This window comes from Cyanobium sp. Cruz-8D1 (genome assembly GCF_024345975.1).
Lineage (GTDB): Bacteria > Cyanobacteriota > Cyanobacteriia > PCC-6307 > Cyanobiaceae > Cyanobium.
The window spans coordinates 58,081-73,513 of sequence record NZ_JAGQCD010000010.1; the positions used below are offsets into that span (position 1 = coordinate 58,081).

Annotated in this window: 14 protein-coding genes; 4 read left to right on the forward strand and 10 right to left on the reverse strand. The window is 68.5% G+C overall.

The features are described 5' to 3' along the window. Positions 1–49: 49 nt before the first annotated feature. Complete coding sequence (locus tag KBZ33_RS08420) at positions 50–2,938, forward strand: UPF0182 family protein (RefSeq protein WP_254952179.1); 2,889 nt, start codon at positions 50–52, stop codon at positions 2,936–2,938. Positions 2,939–2,993: 55 nt separating this feature from the next. Here the strand turns inward: KBZ33_RS08420 and fba are convergent, their stop codons facing one another. The 10 genes from fba to KBZ33_RS08470 form a co-directional block, all read right to left on the reverse strand. Further along, positions 2,994–4,067, reverse strand: coding sequence for a class II fructose-bisphosphate aldolase (gene fba / locus KBZ33_RS08425; protein ID WP_216908898.1), 1,074 nt, complete (start codon positions 4,065–4,067; stop codon positions 2,994–2,996). 104 nt (positions 4,068–4,171) lie between these two features. Next, positions 4,172–5,254 (reverse strand): Gfo/Idh/MocA family protein, encoded by a 1,083-nt coding sequence (locus tag KBZ33_RS08430; RefSeq protein ID WP_254952178.1) that lies wholly within the window; start codon positions 5,252–5,254, stop codon positions 4,172–4,174. Continuing rightward, positions 5,241–5,663 carry a hypothetical protein gene (locus KBZ33_RS08435; protein WP_254952177.1) on the reverse strand — a complete coding sequence of 141 codons (423 nt, stop codon included), beginning with the start codon at positions 5,661–5,663 and terminating at the stop codon, positions 5,241–5,243. Before KBZ33_RS08435 ends, KBZ33_RS08430 begins: the two co-directional genes overlap by 14 nt. Positions 5,664–5,671: 8 nt before the next feature. After that, entirely contained in the window at positions 5,672–6,562 is an 891-nt protein-coding gene (accD, locus tag KBZ33_RS08440; protein ID WP_254952175.1) for an acetyl-CoA carboxylase, carboxyltransferase subunit beta, read from the reverse strand. 36 nt (positions 6,563–6,598) lie between these two features. Beyond that, a complete protein-coding gene (locus tag KBZ33_RS08445) occupies positions 6,599–7,450 on the reverse strand; it encodes an A24 family peptidase (protein ID WP_254952173.1) in 852 nt (283 codons plus the stop codon). After that, positions 7,447–7,809 (reverse strand): transposase, encoded by a 363-nt coding sequence (locus KBZ33_RS08450; protein ID WP_254952172.1) that lies wholly within the window; start codon positions 7,807–7,809, stop codon positions 7,447–7,449. Before KBZ33_RS08450 ends, KBZ33_RS08445 begins: the two co-directional genes overlap by 4 nt. 52 nt (positions 7,810–7,861) lie before the next feature. Continuing rightward, positions 7,862–8,764 (reverse strand): phosphoribulokinase, encoded by a 903-nt coding sequence (locus KBZ33_RS08455; protein WP_254952171.1) that lies wholly within the window; start codon positions 8,762–8,764, stop codon positions 7,862–7,864. Positions 8,765–8,844: 80 nt separating this feature from the next. Beyond that, positions 8,845–9,927, reverse strand: a complete 1,083-nt coding sequence (gene leuB / locus KBZ33_RS08460; protein WP_254952170.1) for a 3-isopropylmalate dehydrogenase — start codon at positions 9,925–9,927, stop codon at positions 8,845–8,847. 28 nt (positions 9,928–9,955) lie between these two features. Next, a complete protein-coding gene (gene lpxD / locus KBZ33_RS08465) occupies positions 9,956–10,984 on the reverse strand; it encodes a UDP-3-O-(3-hydroxymyristoyl)glucosamine N-acyltransferase (RefSeq protein ID WP_254952169.1) in 1,029 nt (342 codons plus the stop codon). Between the two features lie 37 nt (positions 10,985–11,021). Next, positions 11,022–11,750, reverse strand: coding sequence for a polysaccharide deacetylase family protein (locus tag KBZ33_RS08470; protein ID WP_254952167.1), 729 nt, complete (start codon positions 11,748–11,750; stop codon positions 11,022–11,024). A gap of 103 nt (positions 11,751–11,853) precedes the next feature. Here KBZ33_RS08470 and KBZ33_RS08475 point away from each other — a divergent pair, with 103 nt between their 5' ends. The 3 genes from KBZ33_RS08475 to KBZ33_RS08485 all read left to right on the forward strand — a co-directional run bounded on the left by KBZ33_RS08475 (position 11,854) and on the right by KBZ33_RS08485 (position 15,423). Continuing rightward, positions 11,854–14,196 carry a S8 family peptidase gene (locus KBZ33_RS08475; protein WP_254952166.1) on the forward strand — a complete coding sequence of 781 codons (2,343 nt, stop codon included), beginning with the start codon at positions 11,854–11,856 and terminating at the stop codon, positions 14,194–14,196. A 140-nt stretch (positions 14,197–14,336) separates the two neighbouring features. Continuing rightward, positions 14,337–14,570, forward strand: a complete 234-nt coding sequence (locus tag KBZ33_RS08480; RefSeq protein WP_254952164.1) for a DUF2282 domain-containing protein — start codon at positions 14,337–14,339, stop codon at positions 14,568–14,570. A gap of 28 nt (positions 14,571–14,598) precedes the next feature. Continuing rightward, positions 14,599–15,423 carry a DUF692 domain-containing protein gene (locus KBZ33_RS08485; RefSeq protein ID WP_254952163.1) on the forward strand — a complete coding sequence of 275 codons (825 nt, stop codon included), beginning with the start codon at positions 14,599–14,601 and terminating at the stop codon, positions 15,421–15,423. The last annotated feature ends 10 nt before the right edge of the window (positions 15,424–15,433 follow it).

A 15,433-nucleotide genomic window follows, 5' to 3' on the forward strand; every position in this document is an offset into this window, starting at 1 on the left:
CCTGGAGCCGGCACCTTGTCGCCCGCAGGGTTCTGCCTACGCTCCGCTTGTGCCCGATTCCTCCCCCCAGCCGGCCCGCCTGGGGCCACGGCTTGCCGTCGGCCTCGCCATCGCCTTCGGGCTGCTGCTCGCCCTGTGGGCGGCGGCCCGGCTGGGCATCGAATGGCTCTGGTTCGCCCAGTTCGATTTCCAGGGAATCCTGGTGCGGCGCTGGATGTTGCAGATCTCGGCCTTCGGGTTGGTCTTCGGTCTGGGCTCGGCGCTGCAGCTGGCCCAGCTGCAGCGCTGCTGGCGTCTGCGGAAGCAGAACGCCGAGGCTCCCCGGCCCAGCGAACCCCTACTACGGCTGGGGAACGGCGCCCTGGTGGTGGTGCTGATCGGCCTGGTGCTGCTGCTGGCGGGAGGCCTGAGCTACCTGATGGTGCAGGCCCGGGGACTGATCGCGAACCCCTTCAACGGCGATGTGATCACCGGCTTCTCCGTGCTCCGGGATCTGCCGCCCCTGCTGGTGGCGGGCCTGGCGGGGGGGCTGTTGCTGCCGCTGCTGCTCTGGCCCCTCACCACCCTGCGCATCACCCTGGCGGCCTCCCTGGCGGGCTCGGCCACGGCGGTGGCGCGGGGCTGGAGCCTTTGGCTGCCGGCCCTGCTGGCGACGCCCTTCGGCGAAGGCGATCCCCTCACCGGTCTTGATCTGTCCTTCACCGTGCTGCGCCTGCCGGCCCTGCGGCTGGTGCTCAGCGTGATCCTTGCCCAGGGGCTGGTGGGGCTGGCGGCCTGCCTGCTGCTCACCATGGGCAAGAGCCGCATCCTGTCGGATCTGCGCTTCGATGGCCTCAGCAAGGCCCAGCAGCGGGTGCTGCAGCCCCAGGTGGCGGCGCTGGCAGTCGTGTTGGCCCTGAGCAACGCCCTGGCGCCCTTCGATCTGATGGTGCAGGGCAGCGGCGTGGCCTCGGGGGCGGGCTTCGTGGATCTGCATGTGCGGCTGCCGCTGCGGCTGCTGTTCGCCGTGCTGCTGCTGCTGACGGCCTTCGCCCTGCTGGTGCCCCTGCCCCGGGGCTGGCTGCGGCGCGGCGCCCTGCTGCCCCTGGCCGGCACGGCCCTGCTGGTGCCCATCAGTGAGTGGGTGCTGTCGCCCCTGGCCCAGCGCTTCTGGGTGCAGCCGAGGGAGCTGGTGGTGGAGGCCCCCTACCTGGAGCGCAGCATCAAAGCCACCCGCCGCGCCTTCGGCCTGGAGCACGTGCGCAACCTGCGGCTCGAACCCCGCCAGGGGCTCACGGCCGCGGATCTGGCCAAGGCCCCCGGCACCCTCGACAACATCCGCCTCTGGGACAGCCAGCCCCTGCTGGCCGCGAACCGGCAGCTGCAGCAGTTGCGCCTCTTCTACTACTTTCCTTCGGCGGATGTCGATCGCTATCCGCTCCAGGGCAAGACCGCCCGCGACGGCTCCCAGCAGGTGCTGATCTCGGCCCGGGAGCTGGACAGCAGCGCCCTTCCCCCCGGCTCGCGCACCTGGCTGAACCGCCATCTGGTGTTCACCAACGGCCACGGCTTCACTGTTTCGCCGGTGAATGCCTTCGGCGCTGACGGCCTGCCCCTGTTCTTCGTCAAGGACCTGGGCAGCAGCGGCCGGGTGCAGGGCCTTCCGGAGCTGGGCGTCACCGACCAGGAAGCCCAGGCGGCCCTGCCGGTGGGCAGCCCGAGCCTCTACTTCGCCTCCGGCCCCTCCCCTTACGCCATTGCGCCCACCAAGGTGAAGGAGTTCTCCTATCCGGAAGGCGAACTCAACGTCTACACCCACTACAACGGCACGATTGGCATCTCCCTCGCCCATCCACTGCAGCGGCTTGCCGCCTCGGTCTATCTGCGGGAACCACGGCTGCTGTTCACCGGCTCCTTCACCGACCGGTCGCTGCTGTTGCTGCGGCGGCAGGTGAACCAGCGCCTGACGGCCCTGGCGCCGTTCCTGCGCTTCGAAAGCCAGCCCTACCTGGTCACGGCCCGGGTGGCCGGCAGCAAGGGCTACCGGCCGGAGCAATACCAGTACTGGCTCCTGGATGGCTTCACCACCAGCCGCTCCTACCCCTACAGCGATCCCAATCCCCAGGGCCTGCGCTACTTCCGCAATCCGGTGAAGGCGGTAGTGGATGCCCACGACGGCCGGCTCTGGCTTTACGTGAACGACGCCAGAGATCCGGTGCTGCGCACCTGGGTGCGCGCCTTTCCGGAACTGTTCCGGCCCCTCGCGGCCATGCCTCCGGGGCTGCTGGCCCACATCCGGGTGCCCAAGAGCCAGTTCGACATCCAGGCGGAACGGCTGCTGAGATATCACGTCACCGACGTGCGCACCTTCTACAACGGTGACGACGTCTGGGCGGTGCCTAACGAGATCTACGGCGAAAGCAGCATGCCGGTGTCGCCCTATCACCTGACCCTGCAACTGCCCGGCGAGCAGCGCTCCGAGTTCGTGCTGCTGCTGCCCTTCACCCCGCTGAAGCGCTCCAACCTGGTGGGCTGGCTGGCGGCCCGCAACGATCCGCCCCACTACGGGGAGCTGATGCTGGTGCGCTTCCCCCAGCAGCGGCTGCTGCTCGGCCCCCAGCAGGTCACGGCCTTGATCGATCAGGACCCGACGATCAGCTTCCAGTTCGGCCTCTGGAACCGGCTCGGCTCGCGCCTGTTCCGCGGCAATTTGCTGGTGCTGCCGGTGGGCGAAGGCCTGCTCTACGTGGAGCCGATCTACCTGCAGTCGAAGAGCAACGATCTGCCCACCCTGGTGCGGGTGGTGGTCACCGACGGCAGGCGCTTCGTGATGGAGCGCAGCCTGCGCCGGGCCTTGGAGCGGCTGGTGGACGAGGAGACCAGCGGCAAGGAGGCGGGCAGCGCCAGCCCACCCCTGCCCCTGCCCGCAGGAACACCGGTGCCGCTGCCACTGCCTTGAGCGCCATGAAAAAGGGGGCCCAAGGCCCCCCGGAGGATCACTGGATGGACGCTGTTCAGGCGGCCACGGCGGTCTTGGGATCCAGGGCGCCCTTGGCGTAGAGGGCGGCGTAGTAGTTGATGTCGCGCTGCTTGATCTTGCTGGCGTTGCCGGCGCACCAGAACTGCTGGTAACGGTCGAGGCAGACCTTCTTCATGTAGGCCCGGGCGGGCTTGTTGAAGTGGCGGGGATCGAAGTTGGCGGGATCCTTGGCGGCGGCTTCCCGCACGGCGGCGGTGAAGGCGAGGCGGTTGTCGGTGTCGATGTTGACCTTGCGGACGCCATTGCGGATGCCTTCCTGGATCTCTTCGACGGGAACGCCGTAGGTCTCGGGGATGGCACCGCCGTACTTGTTGATCATGTCCAGCCATTCCTGGGGAACAGAGCTGGAACCGTGCATCACCAGGTGGGTGTTGGGGATGGCCTTGTGGATCTCAGCGATCCGGGAGATGGCCAGCACCTCACCGGTGGGCTTGCGGGTGAACTTGTAGGCGCCATGGCTGGTGCCGATGGCGATGGCCAGGGCGTCGACCTTGGTCTTGGCGACGAAGTCGGCCGCCTCGGCGGGGTCGGTGAGCAGCTGGGAATGGTCGAGGGAGCCCTCGAAACCATGGCCGTCCTCGGCTTCACCCTTGCCGGTTTCCAAAGAACCCAGGCAACCCAGTTCGCCTTCCACACTCACGCCGATGGCGTGGGCCACATCCACCACTTCCTTGGTGACGGCCACGTTGTAGTCGTAGCTGGCGGGGGTCTTGGCGTCGGCCTCAAGGGAGCCGTCCATCATCACCGAGGTGAAACCGTTGGCGGCGGCGCCGTAGCAGGTGGCAGGGCTGTTGCCGTGGTCCTGGTGCATCACCACCGGGATGTCGGGATAGGTTTCCACCGCGGCCAGGATCAGGTGGCGCAGGAAACTTTCGCCGGCGTACTGACGGGCGCCACGGGAGGCCTGCAGGATCACCGGGCTGTCGGTTTCATAGGCAGCCTCCATGATCGACTGCACCTGCTCCAGGTTATTGACGTTGAAGGCAGGAATGCCGTAGCCGTTTTCTGCGGCGTGATCGAGCAGCAGACGAAGCGGTACGAGCGCCATGGGAAATCTCGCGGTTTTGGGTGGGTACGGTTGGGGAGAACCGTGGTCGAAGGACGGCTGGCGGGATCCTCCCGCCGGGTCTGACGGGGAGTCTAGGGGATGCCCTACGGGCCTCCTGTGCCCAGGCGAGCCCAGTCGCAGCAGCGCTGGCTGGTCACCGCCTCGGCGAGCCCCGGCAGCATCGGCCGGCGCTCCCGCACCGCCTGCGACCACCAGCCCAGCAGCCGTCGCACCGGGGCGATGCGGCCGTCCTCCCAGGTGCGGCCATAGGCGAGGGTCGGATCGGCCTGGATGGGCCTCAGGGCCTCACCCGGCCGGGCCATCCACAGCTGCATGCCGTGCACGTAGTCAGCCTGGTTGCTGGAGCCCAGCACCAGGGTGGCCTCGCTGCCGTAGAGCTCGATCCAGTAGCCCCGTCCCGCCCGAGCCACCGAGGAGAGGGTCAGCTGGGCGGGGACGGCCCGGCCCCGATGGTCTTCGAGGTCGAGCTGGATCAGGGCGCTGTCCTCGGCATCCACCGTTGCCATGACGCTGGAGCCGGGGAGGGGCCGCTCGCCGATGGCGGTGCTCAGCCGGGCCCTGAGGCCGCGACTGGGGCCGACCAGCCAGTGCAGGGTGTCGAAGGCATGGGTACCGAGGGCACCGAGCACGCCGCCGCCGGCGGCCGCCTGGGAGTACCAGGTGTGGGGGCGGCGCGGATCGGCGCGACTGCTCATCAGCCAGTCAAATTTCACCAGCCAAAGATCCCCCAGCACCCCCTGGGCGACCAGGGCCGCCAGCTGCTGGACATGGGGCACGGCCCGGTACTCGAAGTCCACCGCCACCCCCAGGCCCCGTTCGATGGCGAGGCGCTGCAGCTCCTCCACCTGCTCGGCGTTCAGCGCCACCGGCTTCTCCAGCAGCAGGTGCTTGCCGGCCTCCAGGGCCGCCCTGGCCAGGGCGAAACGGGGCTCAGGGGGGGTGGCGATCACCACCGCCTCCACGGCCGGATCGGCCAGCAGGGCGGCGAAATCGTCAAAAGCGGGCAGTTCCGCCGCCTCTCCGGCGGCGGCGGCCCGCTCAGGGCGTGGATGCCAGAGGGCCACCGGGTCGGTGCCCGGGCAATCGCGCAGGGCCGGCAGGATCACTTTCTCGCCGAAGCCAAGGCCAGCGACGGCAACCCGCAGGGGAGCGTCAGGCCGTCGCATCGCTCTCCTGGGACAGGCGGGCGGCCGCGCAGGCGGCGTGCAAGACCCGGATTGTGAGGTTGTCGCCGGCGGCGGCTTCCCAGGTGGCGCCCCAGCGGGGCAGGCCGTTGACCGACGTGTCGCGGTAGAGCTCCTCATCGCAGTCGAGCTGCATCACATACAGCTGCCCGACAGGGGCGCGATCGTCCTCGGCCGCATCGGGGGCGGCGGCGGGCTGGAAGCGGCTGAGCACCGAGAGGCGACCCTCGCGATCGAAGCGCAGGCTGCCGGAGTCCCACCACTGGCGGCCCTCAGGGCTGGCCTCCACCTCCTGCCAGTCGACCGGACCGGCCCAGACGGCAGCGGGAGCGGCGAACCAGAGGCCGAGCACCAGCAGGGCAGCGAACAGCCGGCCTGCGCCGCTTTTCATGGCGCCCCTCACGGTGCGACGGGCAGGGCCAGCCGCACGCTGCCGTGCAGGCGCAGCAGGGTGGCCAGGGTGACGCGCAGCTGGGGCCGGGGCACGATCGTGTCCACGAAGCCGTGGTCCTGGAGGTACTCGGCGGTCTGGAAACCGTCGGGCAGCTTTTCGCCCAGGGTCTGCTCGATCACGCGCCTGCCGGCGAAGGCGATCATGGCCTTGGGCTCAGCCAGAATCAGATCGCCCAGCATGGCGAAGCTGGCCGTGACCCCACCAGTGGTGGGATGGGTGAGCAGGGGCAGGTAGAGCAGCTCGGCGCTGCGGTGGCGCTGCAAGGCGCCGGACACCTTGGCCATCTGCATCAGGCTCAGCATCCCCTCCTGCATGCGGGCGCCGCCGGAGGCGCAGACGATCAGCAACGGGTAGCGGCGGGCTGTGGCCAGTTCCACCAGGCGGGTGAGCTTCTCGCCCACCACCGAGCCCATGGAGCCGCCCATGAAACGGAAATCCATCACCCCCAGGGCCAGGGGCATACCTTCCAGCCGGCAGAGGCCGGTGACCACCGCATCGCGCAGGCCCGTGGCCCGCTGGGTGTCCCGCAGCCGGTCGGCATAGCTGCGCCGGTCCTTGAAGGCGAGGGGATCGGTGGGGGCCAGATCGGCATCGATGGGCTCGAAGCTGCCCTCATCGGCGATCAGGCGGATGCGCTCGCTGCTATCGATGCGGTGATGGTGGCCGCAGCCCTTGCAGACGCTGGCGTTGGCGATCAGATCCTTGCGATAGACCACCAGGCCGCATTCGGCGCACTTGCTCCAGAGGCCATCCCCCTCGTCGGCTTCAGGCCCCTTGCTGGCCCGCACGGCCGGGGCGTTCTTGCGGCGATCGGCGAACCAGTCGAACAGAGACATGGGGCGACGGAAGCAAGGGTGACGGCAGATCAGTCATTAAAGACCCAGACCCCACAAGCGCAGCCAGGGGGCGTGGCCGCCGATCCAGACGGCCAGGGCACCGGCGGCGAGAAAGGGGCCGAAGGGGAAGGGCTGCTGGCGGCCGAGCCGACCGGTGAGGCGGGCCAGGCCGCCGATGATGGCGCCACCGAGCACAGACAGGCTGACGGCCAGGCCCAGGCCCAGCGGTCCGAGCCAGGCCCCCATCAGGGCCGCGAGCTTGGCGTCCCCCAGGCCCAGGGCCGGCCGGCCCATCGCCTTCTCGGCCAGGGCGCTGAGGGCCTCGAAGCCGAGCAGACCGACGGCCACAGCCAGCAGGTGGGAGAACAGCAGGGTGCGTCCGACCACGGCCCCCTGCTGGAAGCCGACGGCGGCGGTGAGCGCCAGGCCGAGCAGCACCCCCCAGCGGCAGAGGGGTTCCGGCAGCCAGAGGCTGTCGAGGTCGATCAGGGCCAGGGGCAGCAGCCAGCTGGCCAGCAGCCAACCCGCCGCCAGCAGCAGCCAGGGGCTGGGATCGGGGCCCATCGCCGCGGGGCGGGCGAAGAGCATCGCCACCCAGAGGCCGGCGGTGAGCAACTCCACCAGGGGATAGCGGACGGCGATGGCCGCCTGGCAGTGGCGGCAGCGGCCGCGCAGCAGCAGCCAGCTGAGCAGCGGCAGGTTCTCGAACCAGGCCAGCGAGGCACCGCAGCGGGGGCAGTGGCTGCCGGGGAACACCAGCGATTCCTCCCGCGGCAGCCGCCAGACCACCACGTTCAGGAAACTGCCGATGCAGGCGCCGGCCAGGGCCACGACGGGGGCCAGCAGGAAGAGTGGCAGAGCCGAAGACAGGGACGGGGCTGGGGTCATGGCAGCGGGCGGCTGCCCCCCCCTCGGGCGCTGCGGCCACGGGCAGAGCGGGGACGCAGCAAGTCCAACGGCACGAACTGCTCATCCGGCAGGAGGATCGGCGCTTCGAACACCACCCGTCCCTGGGGACCGGCGCCGAGAAGGACCACGCCCAGTGGCTCAGGCGCCGTGGGGCAGGACTCCAGGAAGCGGAAATAGACCCGGCGGGCGTGGCGCAGGAGCTCAGCGCTGTTGATGCGATCGAAGCGCAGGGAGCCCAGGGACGCTGTCGCCGAGGACTCCCCGCCACGGATCTGGAAGGAGGGACTGCCGGATCCGGAGGAGGTGATGGTGGGGGGCTGGGCGGTGATGGGATTCACCGATTCCTTTCCGGCGATCTTAGGGCCGAAAGGAAGATCAAGAGGTTGATCTTCAGCCGAGTTTCTTCTGCTCCTCGATCATCTTGTGGATGATCGGAGTGAGGATGATCTCCATCGCGAAGCCCATCTTGCCGCCGTTCACCACAATGCTGGTGGGGCTCGACATGAAGGAGTCGTGGATCATGCTCAGCAGGTAGGAGAAGTCGATGCCCCACTTCTCCCGGGCACCCTTGCGGAAGTGAATGATGACGAAGCTCTCGTCAGGAGTGGGGATGTTGCGGCAAATGAACGGGTTGGAGGTGTCCACCGTGGGCACCCGCTGGAAGTTGATGTCAGTGAGGCTGAACTGGGGGCAGATGTGGTTGATGTAGTCGGGCATGCGACGCAGGATCGTGTCGACGATCGCTTCGGCCGAGTAGCCGCGCTCGGCGTTGTCGCGGGAGATCTTCTGGATCCACTCCAGGTTGGCGATCGGCACCACACCGATCAGCAGATCCACCATCGAGGCCACGTCGTAACCTTCGCCCACCACGCCGCCGTGGAGGCCTTCATAGAAAAGAAGGTGGGTGTCGGAGGGGATGGATTCCCAGGGAGTGAATTGGCCGGGCTCCAGGCTGGTGCCCAGGCGAGCGTTGTGCTCTGCCGCCTCCTCCACCGAGTGGAGGTAGTAACGGCGGTCGCCGCTGCCGGTCTGGCTGTAGGTGCGGAACAGCTCTTCGAGCTTGTCGAAGATGTTGGCCTCGGGGCCGAAGTGGGAGAAGTTCTCCCCGCGGGACTGGGCTTCGGCCATCGCCTGCTTCATCGGGCCGCGCTCGAAGCGGTGGAAGCTGTCGCCTTCCACGACCGCCGGGACGATGCCCTCGCGGGAGAAGATGTGCTCGAAGGCCCGTTTGACGGTGCTGGTCCCCGCTCCCGAGGAACCGGTGACTGCCACGACCGGGTGACGCTTCGACATCGACTCAGGGGGGTTCAGAGGGTGTGAGTTTGGCAGGTCGCCGGTCCGTACCCCCCACAGCCGTTACCTGGCAGGGGACTTCAGGCGGCCAGGGCCGCCAGCAGCTGTTCGCCCATGGCCTGACAGCCCACCCGGGTGCAGCCTTCGCCCATCAGCAGGTCGCCGGTGCGGTAACCGGCGGCCAGGACTCGGTCGACGGCGGTCTCGAGGTCGGCGGCGGCGGCCTCCTGCTGCAGGCCCACCCGCAGCAGCATGGCGGCCGACAGCACCATGGCGATCGGGTTGGCCAGGTCCTGGCCGGCGATGTCGGGGGCGGAGCCGTGTACCGGCTCGAACAGGCCGGGGCCCTCAGAGCCGAGGGAGGCCGACGGCAGCATGCCGATCGAGCCGGTGAGCATGGCGGCCTCATCCGAGAGGATGTCGCCGAAGAGGTTGCCGGTGAGCAGCACGTCGAACTGACGGGGGTTGCGCACCAGCTGCATGGCGGCGTTGTCGACGTACATGTGGCTGAGCGCGACCGCGGGGAACTCGGCGTGGATGGCCTCCACCCGGTCACGCCACAGCTGGCTCACATCGAGCACGTTGGCCTTGTCGACCGAACAGAGCCGTCCGCGGCGGCCCGCCGCCAGACGGAAGCCCACCCGGGCGATCCGGTCCACTTCGTGGTCGGTGTAGACCATGGTGTTGAAGGCCCGCACGCCGCCATCCACCGCGATGCGCCCCTTGGGGGTGCCGAAGTAGATGCCGCCGATGAGTTCGCGCACCACCAGCAGATCCACCCCTTCGATCACCTCGGGCCGCAGGCTGCTGGCACCGGCCAGGGCCGGGATGATCTTCACGGGCCGCAGGTTGGCGAACAGCCCCAGGCCCGAGCGCAGGGCCAGCAGGCCGCTCTCAGGGCGCTGCTCCCGCGGCAGGGCATCGAAGCGGGGGGCACCGATGGCGGCGAGCAGCACCGCATCGGCGGCCCGGCAGGCGGCCAGGGTGCTCGCCGGCAGGGGCTCACCGGTGGCGTCAATGGCGGCGCCGCCGACGGGCTGGGGATCGAACGTGAGGCTGAAGCCGTGGCGGCCGCTCACCACCTCCAGCAGGGTGCGGGCCACTGCGGTGATCTCCGGACCGATGCCGTCCCCCGCGAGCAGGGTGATCCTGTAACTGGTCATCGCGAGGGGGGCCGCTCAGGAGGCGAGGCTACTTCTGCAACTGCCGCAGGGTACGGGCCATGTCGGGCAGCTTGTTGAAGACGGCGGAGCAGCGCAGCCAGAGGCGGTTGGGGATGGCGGGGTAGCCGCTGACCACCTCGCCGGCGGCGATCTCGCCGTGGATGCCGGACTTGGAGGAGGCGATGGCCCGGTCGCCGATCACGGCCCGGTTGGCCACGCCCACCTGGCCGGCGAGGATCACACCGTTGCCGAGCACGGCACCGCCGGCGATGCCCACCTGGGCGGCCAGGGCACAGCCCTGGCCCGTGATGACGCCATGGCCGACATGAACGAGGTTGTCAATCTTGGTGCCGGCGCCGATGCGGGTCTCTCCCACGGAGGGACGATCGATGGTGGAGCCGCAGCCCACCTCGACGCCGTCCTCGAGCACCACCTGGCCGGTCTGGGGCATCTTCACCCACCCCGAAGCGGTGGGCACGAAACCGAAGCCCTCGGCGCCGATCACCGCCTGCGACTGCACCACGCACCCCGCCCCGAGGCGGCTGCCGGGGTGGAGCACCGCCTGGGCATGGATTTCGCAGCCTTCGCCGAGCTGCACATCCTCATAAAGGACGACCCCGGGATGGAGCACGCAGCCGCTTGCCACAACGCAATCGGTACCGACCACCACGTGGGCACCCACATGCACCTCGGCAGCCACAGCAGCGCTGGGGTCGACCACGGCGCTCGGGTGGATCCCCGGGGGCTTCGGGGTGGCCGGATGCAGGGCGGTGAGGGCCTCAGCGAAGCCGAGACGCGGATTGGCGAGCGCCACCCAGGCCAGGCCACGCTCGCTGGCCAGCTGCTGCAGCTCCCCGTCGAGGGGCAGCAGCAGGGCGGCGGCACCGCTGGCGGAAAGGGCCGCCGCCAGAGCGTTGCCGGGCTCGAGGAAGGCCAGCTGGCCGGGGCCGGCGCGATCCAGCGCTTCGGCGCCCGAGATCTCTGGATCCCCTGCCAGGTGCCGGGGGCTGCCGTCCTGCACGGCGCCGATCCGGGTGAGCAGGCTGCTGAAGCGCATTCCCCAGGGGGCGGACGTCCCGGATCGTAGGCCCCACTCAGGGAGACGGATCGAGCAGCTCCTGCAGCGGAACGAAGCGGTAGCCGCGCTGACGCAGCTCAGGAACGATCTGGCGCAGGGTTTCCAGGGTGCGGCTGCTGAGGGCCGGGGTGTCGTGCAGCACCAGGATGCCGCCGGGGTGGGCATTGAGGCGCACGAACAGGCGCACGAACCAGAGGGGCGGTCGCAGGGTGTCCCAGGGGAAGATCGAGCCCAGCACCAGGCGATAGGAGCGGTCCGACAGCCAGCCGAGCATGGCCCGGTGGAACCAGCCGCCACCGGGGCGGAACCAGCGCCACTGAAGTTGGTCTGGGGCGGCGCCCCGGCCGATCGCCCGTTCGGTGTCGCTGAGCTGCTTCTTGAAGGCGGCCGGCGCCAGGGCGGCGGAGCGTTCGTCGCGCCAGAGGTGGTTGCCGAGGTCGTGGCCCTGCTGCAGGGCCCGGCGCGGGAAACGGTGGTCGCGCTGCAGGTGGGAACCAATCAGAAAGAAGGTGGCCGGCACCTCCAGCTCCCGCAGCAGGGCCAGCAGGGCCTCCGAACCGGGGCCGCTGGGGCCGTCGTCGATGGTGAGAGCGAGCCGCTTCTGCCGCCCCCGGCCGCCGCAGAAGACCACACCGGGAAACAAGGGCGCCAGCAGGCCGCGAATCAGCAGAGAAGGCAGCAGCACCACGACCACCACCAGATCCACTAACAGGATCAGGGCCAGGAAGGCGAGCAACAGGGTCATGGCGGGACCTAGCTGAAGAACGATGACACCGGCGGCGCGCCAGGGTCCAGCGGCGGCTGGGCTGGCTAGGGCGGGAGTGGGTTCCCTTCTTCTCCGCGCCACCATGACCGCCCCGAAGAAAGCCGCCACCGCCGGCAGCGCCAGCGCCCCGATCGCGCGGGGTCAGTCCCGCACGGTGATCTACTGCCACGGCATCTCCAACATGCCCCCCGAGGGGGTACTGCGCTCGGAGTGGGACCGGGCCCTGTTCGGCGCCGACCAGGGGGAGCGCACCCGCATGGCCTACTGGGTCGATCGGGAGCGCTATCCCGAGACAGCGGGCTTCTCCACCCGGGCGATCGGTGACGACCGGGCGACGCTGCAGCCGGAGGCGGAGGTGCTGCTGGCCGCCTCGATCCAGGACAGCGATTCGCCGGAAGAGTCGCAGGCGTTCGTGGACGCGCTGACGGCGCAGCTGGACGCGGCCGCCCAGACGGCGGCCCATCGGGGTGCACCGATGGGGGGGCCGGCGGCGCTTTCGGTGGAAGCCAAGGGGCTGTGGAGTCCGGTGACGGCGATGTTCACCAAGGCGTTCCTGGCGGATGTGAACGACTTCCTGTTCAACAAGAAGAAGCGTGAGCGGATGGTGCAGACGGTGAAGGATCGGATCAGCACCGGCGGCGGGCCGTTCGTGGTGATCGGCCACAGCCAGGGGAGCATGGTCACTTACCAGGCGTTGATGGAGTTGGGCACCGCCCTTGAGGTGGATCTGTACGTCACCATCGGCTCGCCCCTGGGGCTGCCCCAGGTGACCGACGTTCTGCACAAGTGGCACGGCAAAAAGCTTCCGATCCCGCCCGGCGTCAAGCGCTGGGTCAACATCGCCCAGGACGGCGACATCGTCTGCCTGGACCAGACCCTGGCCGACGAGTACAGCGCCACCGGCAAACCGCCCATCGTTGATGAACGGGTGGAAGGGGTGGTGTGGCCGCCCAGCAAGGCCCATTCCGCCAGCCGCTATCTCTCGCGCCACGCCACCCAGGAAACGGTGATGGCGGCGGTGGATCGCTCCCGTTTCCAGCCGGTGAGTCCGATGACGGTGGCCCGCAGTCTGGCCGATGCGCTGGATGTGGAGGCCAGCGCGCGGCAGCCGGTGCTGATCGAACTGGTGGACCGCTCCACGGCGGCGGGCGAGGAGGGCGATTCATTGCAGGACGCCCGCGACACGGTGCTGCGCTGGATCCGCACCAACGTGCTCAAGGAGCCGATCACCGCTGAGACGGTGTTTCTGGAGGACCAACTCGATCGCTACGTGGCGGTGAACCTGACCCGCACCGAGGTGGAAACCCTGGCGGGTGCCATGGGCGAGCAATACGGCGCCGCCACGCCAGCGGTGTATCGGATGTTCTGCAACAGCAGGAAGAAAGCGCTGATGCACGATTCCATCCACACGGTGCAGGCCCGAACAGCCCAGCTGGGCTACAACGCCTGCGGCCAGGGGATCACCTGGGCGGTGCTGGACACGGGCATCGACAGCCGCCATCCCCATTTCCACAACGCCAACTTCGCGCCGAAAGGAACGATCGCCGCCGACTGGGATTGCACCACCAGGGGCCCGGTTCAGTCTGGCAGCGGCAACGATGCCAATGGCCACGGCACCCATGTGGCCGGCGTGATCGCCGGCGGATTGCAGGCGTTGGGTGGTGACGACGGCCCCGACATGCTGGCGATGGCGCCCCGGGCCCGGATCGTCAGTTACAAGGTGCTGGCCGACAACGGCAGTGGCTACGACGCCTGGATCATCAAGGCGATCGACCACATCTGGAAACAGAACCAGGACGGACGGCGCCTGACGATCCAGGGGGTGAACCTGAGCCTGGGGGGACCGTTCGATCCGGCCAGCTTCGGTTGCGGCGATTCACCGCTGTGCGCCTCGTTGCTGCGACTGGTGCGCCAGGGGGTGCTGGCAGCGGGAAACGAGGGCAGCGGCGACATTGTGGTGGACGGATTCAATGCCACCCGCTCCTTTGATCTCTCCATCGGCGATCCCGCCAACCTGGACGAGGCGATCGCCGTGGGCTCGGTGCATCCCACCCTGCCACACCGCTACGGCACCTCTTACTTCTCCTCGCGGGGCCCGACCGCCGATGGCCGCCTGAAGCCCGACGTGGTGGGTCCGGGGGAGCGGATCCTCTCCTGCCGCAGCAGCAGCGACCCCAAGCGCACCCCAGAGCGCGACAAGGGCAAGAGCCTCGAAGATCTTTACATCGCCCTGTCCGGCACCAGCATGGCGGCACCGCATATCTCCGGCCTGCTGGCCGCCTTCCTGTCGGTACGTACCGAGTTCATCGGCTATCCCGACCGGGTGAAGCGGATCCTGCTGGAGCACTGCACCGACCTCAAGCGCGACCCGTATCACCAGGGGGCAGGCCTGCCGAATCTGGCGAAGATGCTGCTGGAGACATGAGATGGAATGGAGACGCCGTTACAGATCACTGGCTTGGGGAGACCTGACATCCAATCGACGGACTCAGCGGTATCCCTTTGACCGGCGAGCGTTCCGCTCCGTCGGCCCCGCGTGATCCTCCGTTTTCTATCCCCAATCCGATGAACACTCCTCAGACACCCCGCGCAGTGGTTAACACCGCCATCACCGGCCTTCTGGCCCTCGGTCTGGTGGCAGCAACCAGCTCCGAAGCCCTGGCCGGCATGAACGACTGCGGCACCAGCAAGCACTCCTGCGCCGGCAAGGCCACGGTGTCCGGTGCCCCCGAAGAGTGGGTCTACGTTCCCCAAGGCACCTGCAACAAGATCGTGGGAGGAACGCTGAAGAAGTCGTGAGCCTGCGGTGATTCGGGGGGCTGGTGTTGTGGCTGATTCCAACATCCAGGGCGTGGGCCTAGGCCTGCGTCCGCCCCACTACGCCGACATCCTCAGCAGCTGGCCGGCCATTCCATGGTTCGAAGCCCTCTCCGACAACTACCTCGGGGGTGGATTGCCCCTGCATCACCTCACGCGCATCCGCGAGCGCTATCCGATCACCCTGCATGGGGTGGGTCTCTCGTTCGGTTCGGTGGATCCGCTCAATCAGGCCTATCTCAAGCGCTTGAATGCATTGGTGGATCGGGTCGAGCCCAGCTTCGTGTCGGATCATCTGGCCTGGGTGTCCCAGGGAGGCCGCTATTTCCATGAACTCGCTCCACTTCCTTACACCGAGGAGGCGTTGGAGCACGTGGCAGAGCGAATTCAGCGCGTGCAGGACGTGCTGGGGCGTCAGATCCTGATCGAGAATCTCTCGCCCTATGTACGCTTCGCCGGAAGCGACTACCTCGAATGGGAGTTTCTGAGCGAGCTGGCCAGGAGGGCCGATTGTTTCCTGCTGCTGGATGTGAATAATGTGTTTGTCAATGCCTTCAATCACGACTTCGACCCCCTGGCCTATCTCGATGCCCTGCCCGCCGAGAGGGTGAAGGAGCTGCATCTCGCCGGCCATGAAGAGGAGGGCAGCTTCCTCTTCGATATCCATGGCCGTGCCGTGCAGGATGGGGTCTGGGCGTTGTACCGGCAGGCCTTGCAGCGTTTCGAGCAGGTACCGGCGCTGATCGAGTGGGACACCGACATCCCGGCTCTCGAGGTGCTGATGACCGAGGCCGCCAAGGCGGAGGCGCTGCGATCGGGTCGACCCGTGCCATGAAGCTTGCCGC

Coding starts and splice junctions, on each gene's coding strand:
- fba (WP_216908898.1), bottom strand. CDS start 4,067: ATGGCGCTCGTACCGCTTCGTCTGCTGCTCGATCACGCCGCAGAAAAC.
- KBZ33_RS08430 (WP_254952178.1), bottom strand. CDS start 5,254: ATGCGACGGCCTGACGCTCCCCTGCGGGTTGCCGTCGCTGGCCTTGGC.
- KBZ33_RS08435 (WP_254952177.1), bottom strand. CDS start 5,663: ATGAAAAGCGGCGCAGGCCGGCTGTTCGCTGCCCTGCTGGTGCTCGGC.
- accD (WP_254952175.1), bottom strand. CDS start 6,562: ATGTCTCTGTTCGACTGGTTCGCCGATCGCCGCAAGAACGCCCCGGCC.
- KBZ33_RS08445 (WP_254952173.1), bottom strand. CDS start 7,450: ATGACCCCAGCCCCGTCCCTGTCTTCGGCTCTGCCACTCTTCCTGCTG.
- KBZ33_RS08455 (WP_254952171.1), bottom strand. CDS start 8,764: ATGTCGAAGCGTCACCCGGTCGTGGCAGTCACCGGTTCCTCGGGAGCG.
- leuB (WP_254952170.1), bottom strand. CDS start 9,927: ATGACCAGTTACAGGATCACCCTGCTCGCGGGGGACGGCATCGGTCCG.
- lpxD (WP_254952169.1), bottom strand. CDS start 10,984: ATGCGCTTCAGCAGCCTGCTCACCCGGATCGGCGCCGTGCAGGACGGC.
- KBZ33_RS08470 (WP_254952167.1), bottom strand. CDS start 11,750: ATGACCCTGTTGCTCGCCTTCCTGGCCCTGATCCTGTTAGTGGATCTG.
- KBZ33_RS08475 (WP_254952166.1), top strand. CDS start 11,854: ATGACCGCCCCGAAGAAAGCCGCCACCGCCGGCAGCGCCAGCGCCCCG.
- KBZ33_RS08480 (WP_254952164.1), top strand. CDS start 14,337: ATGAACACTCCTCAGACACCCCGCGCAGTGGTTAACACCGCCATCACC.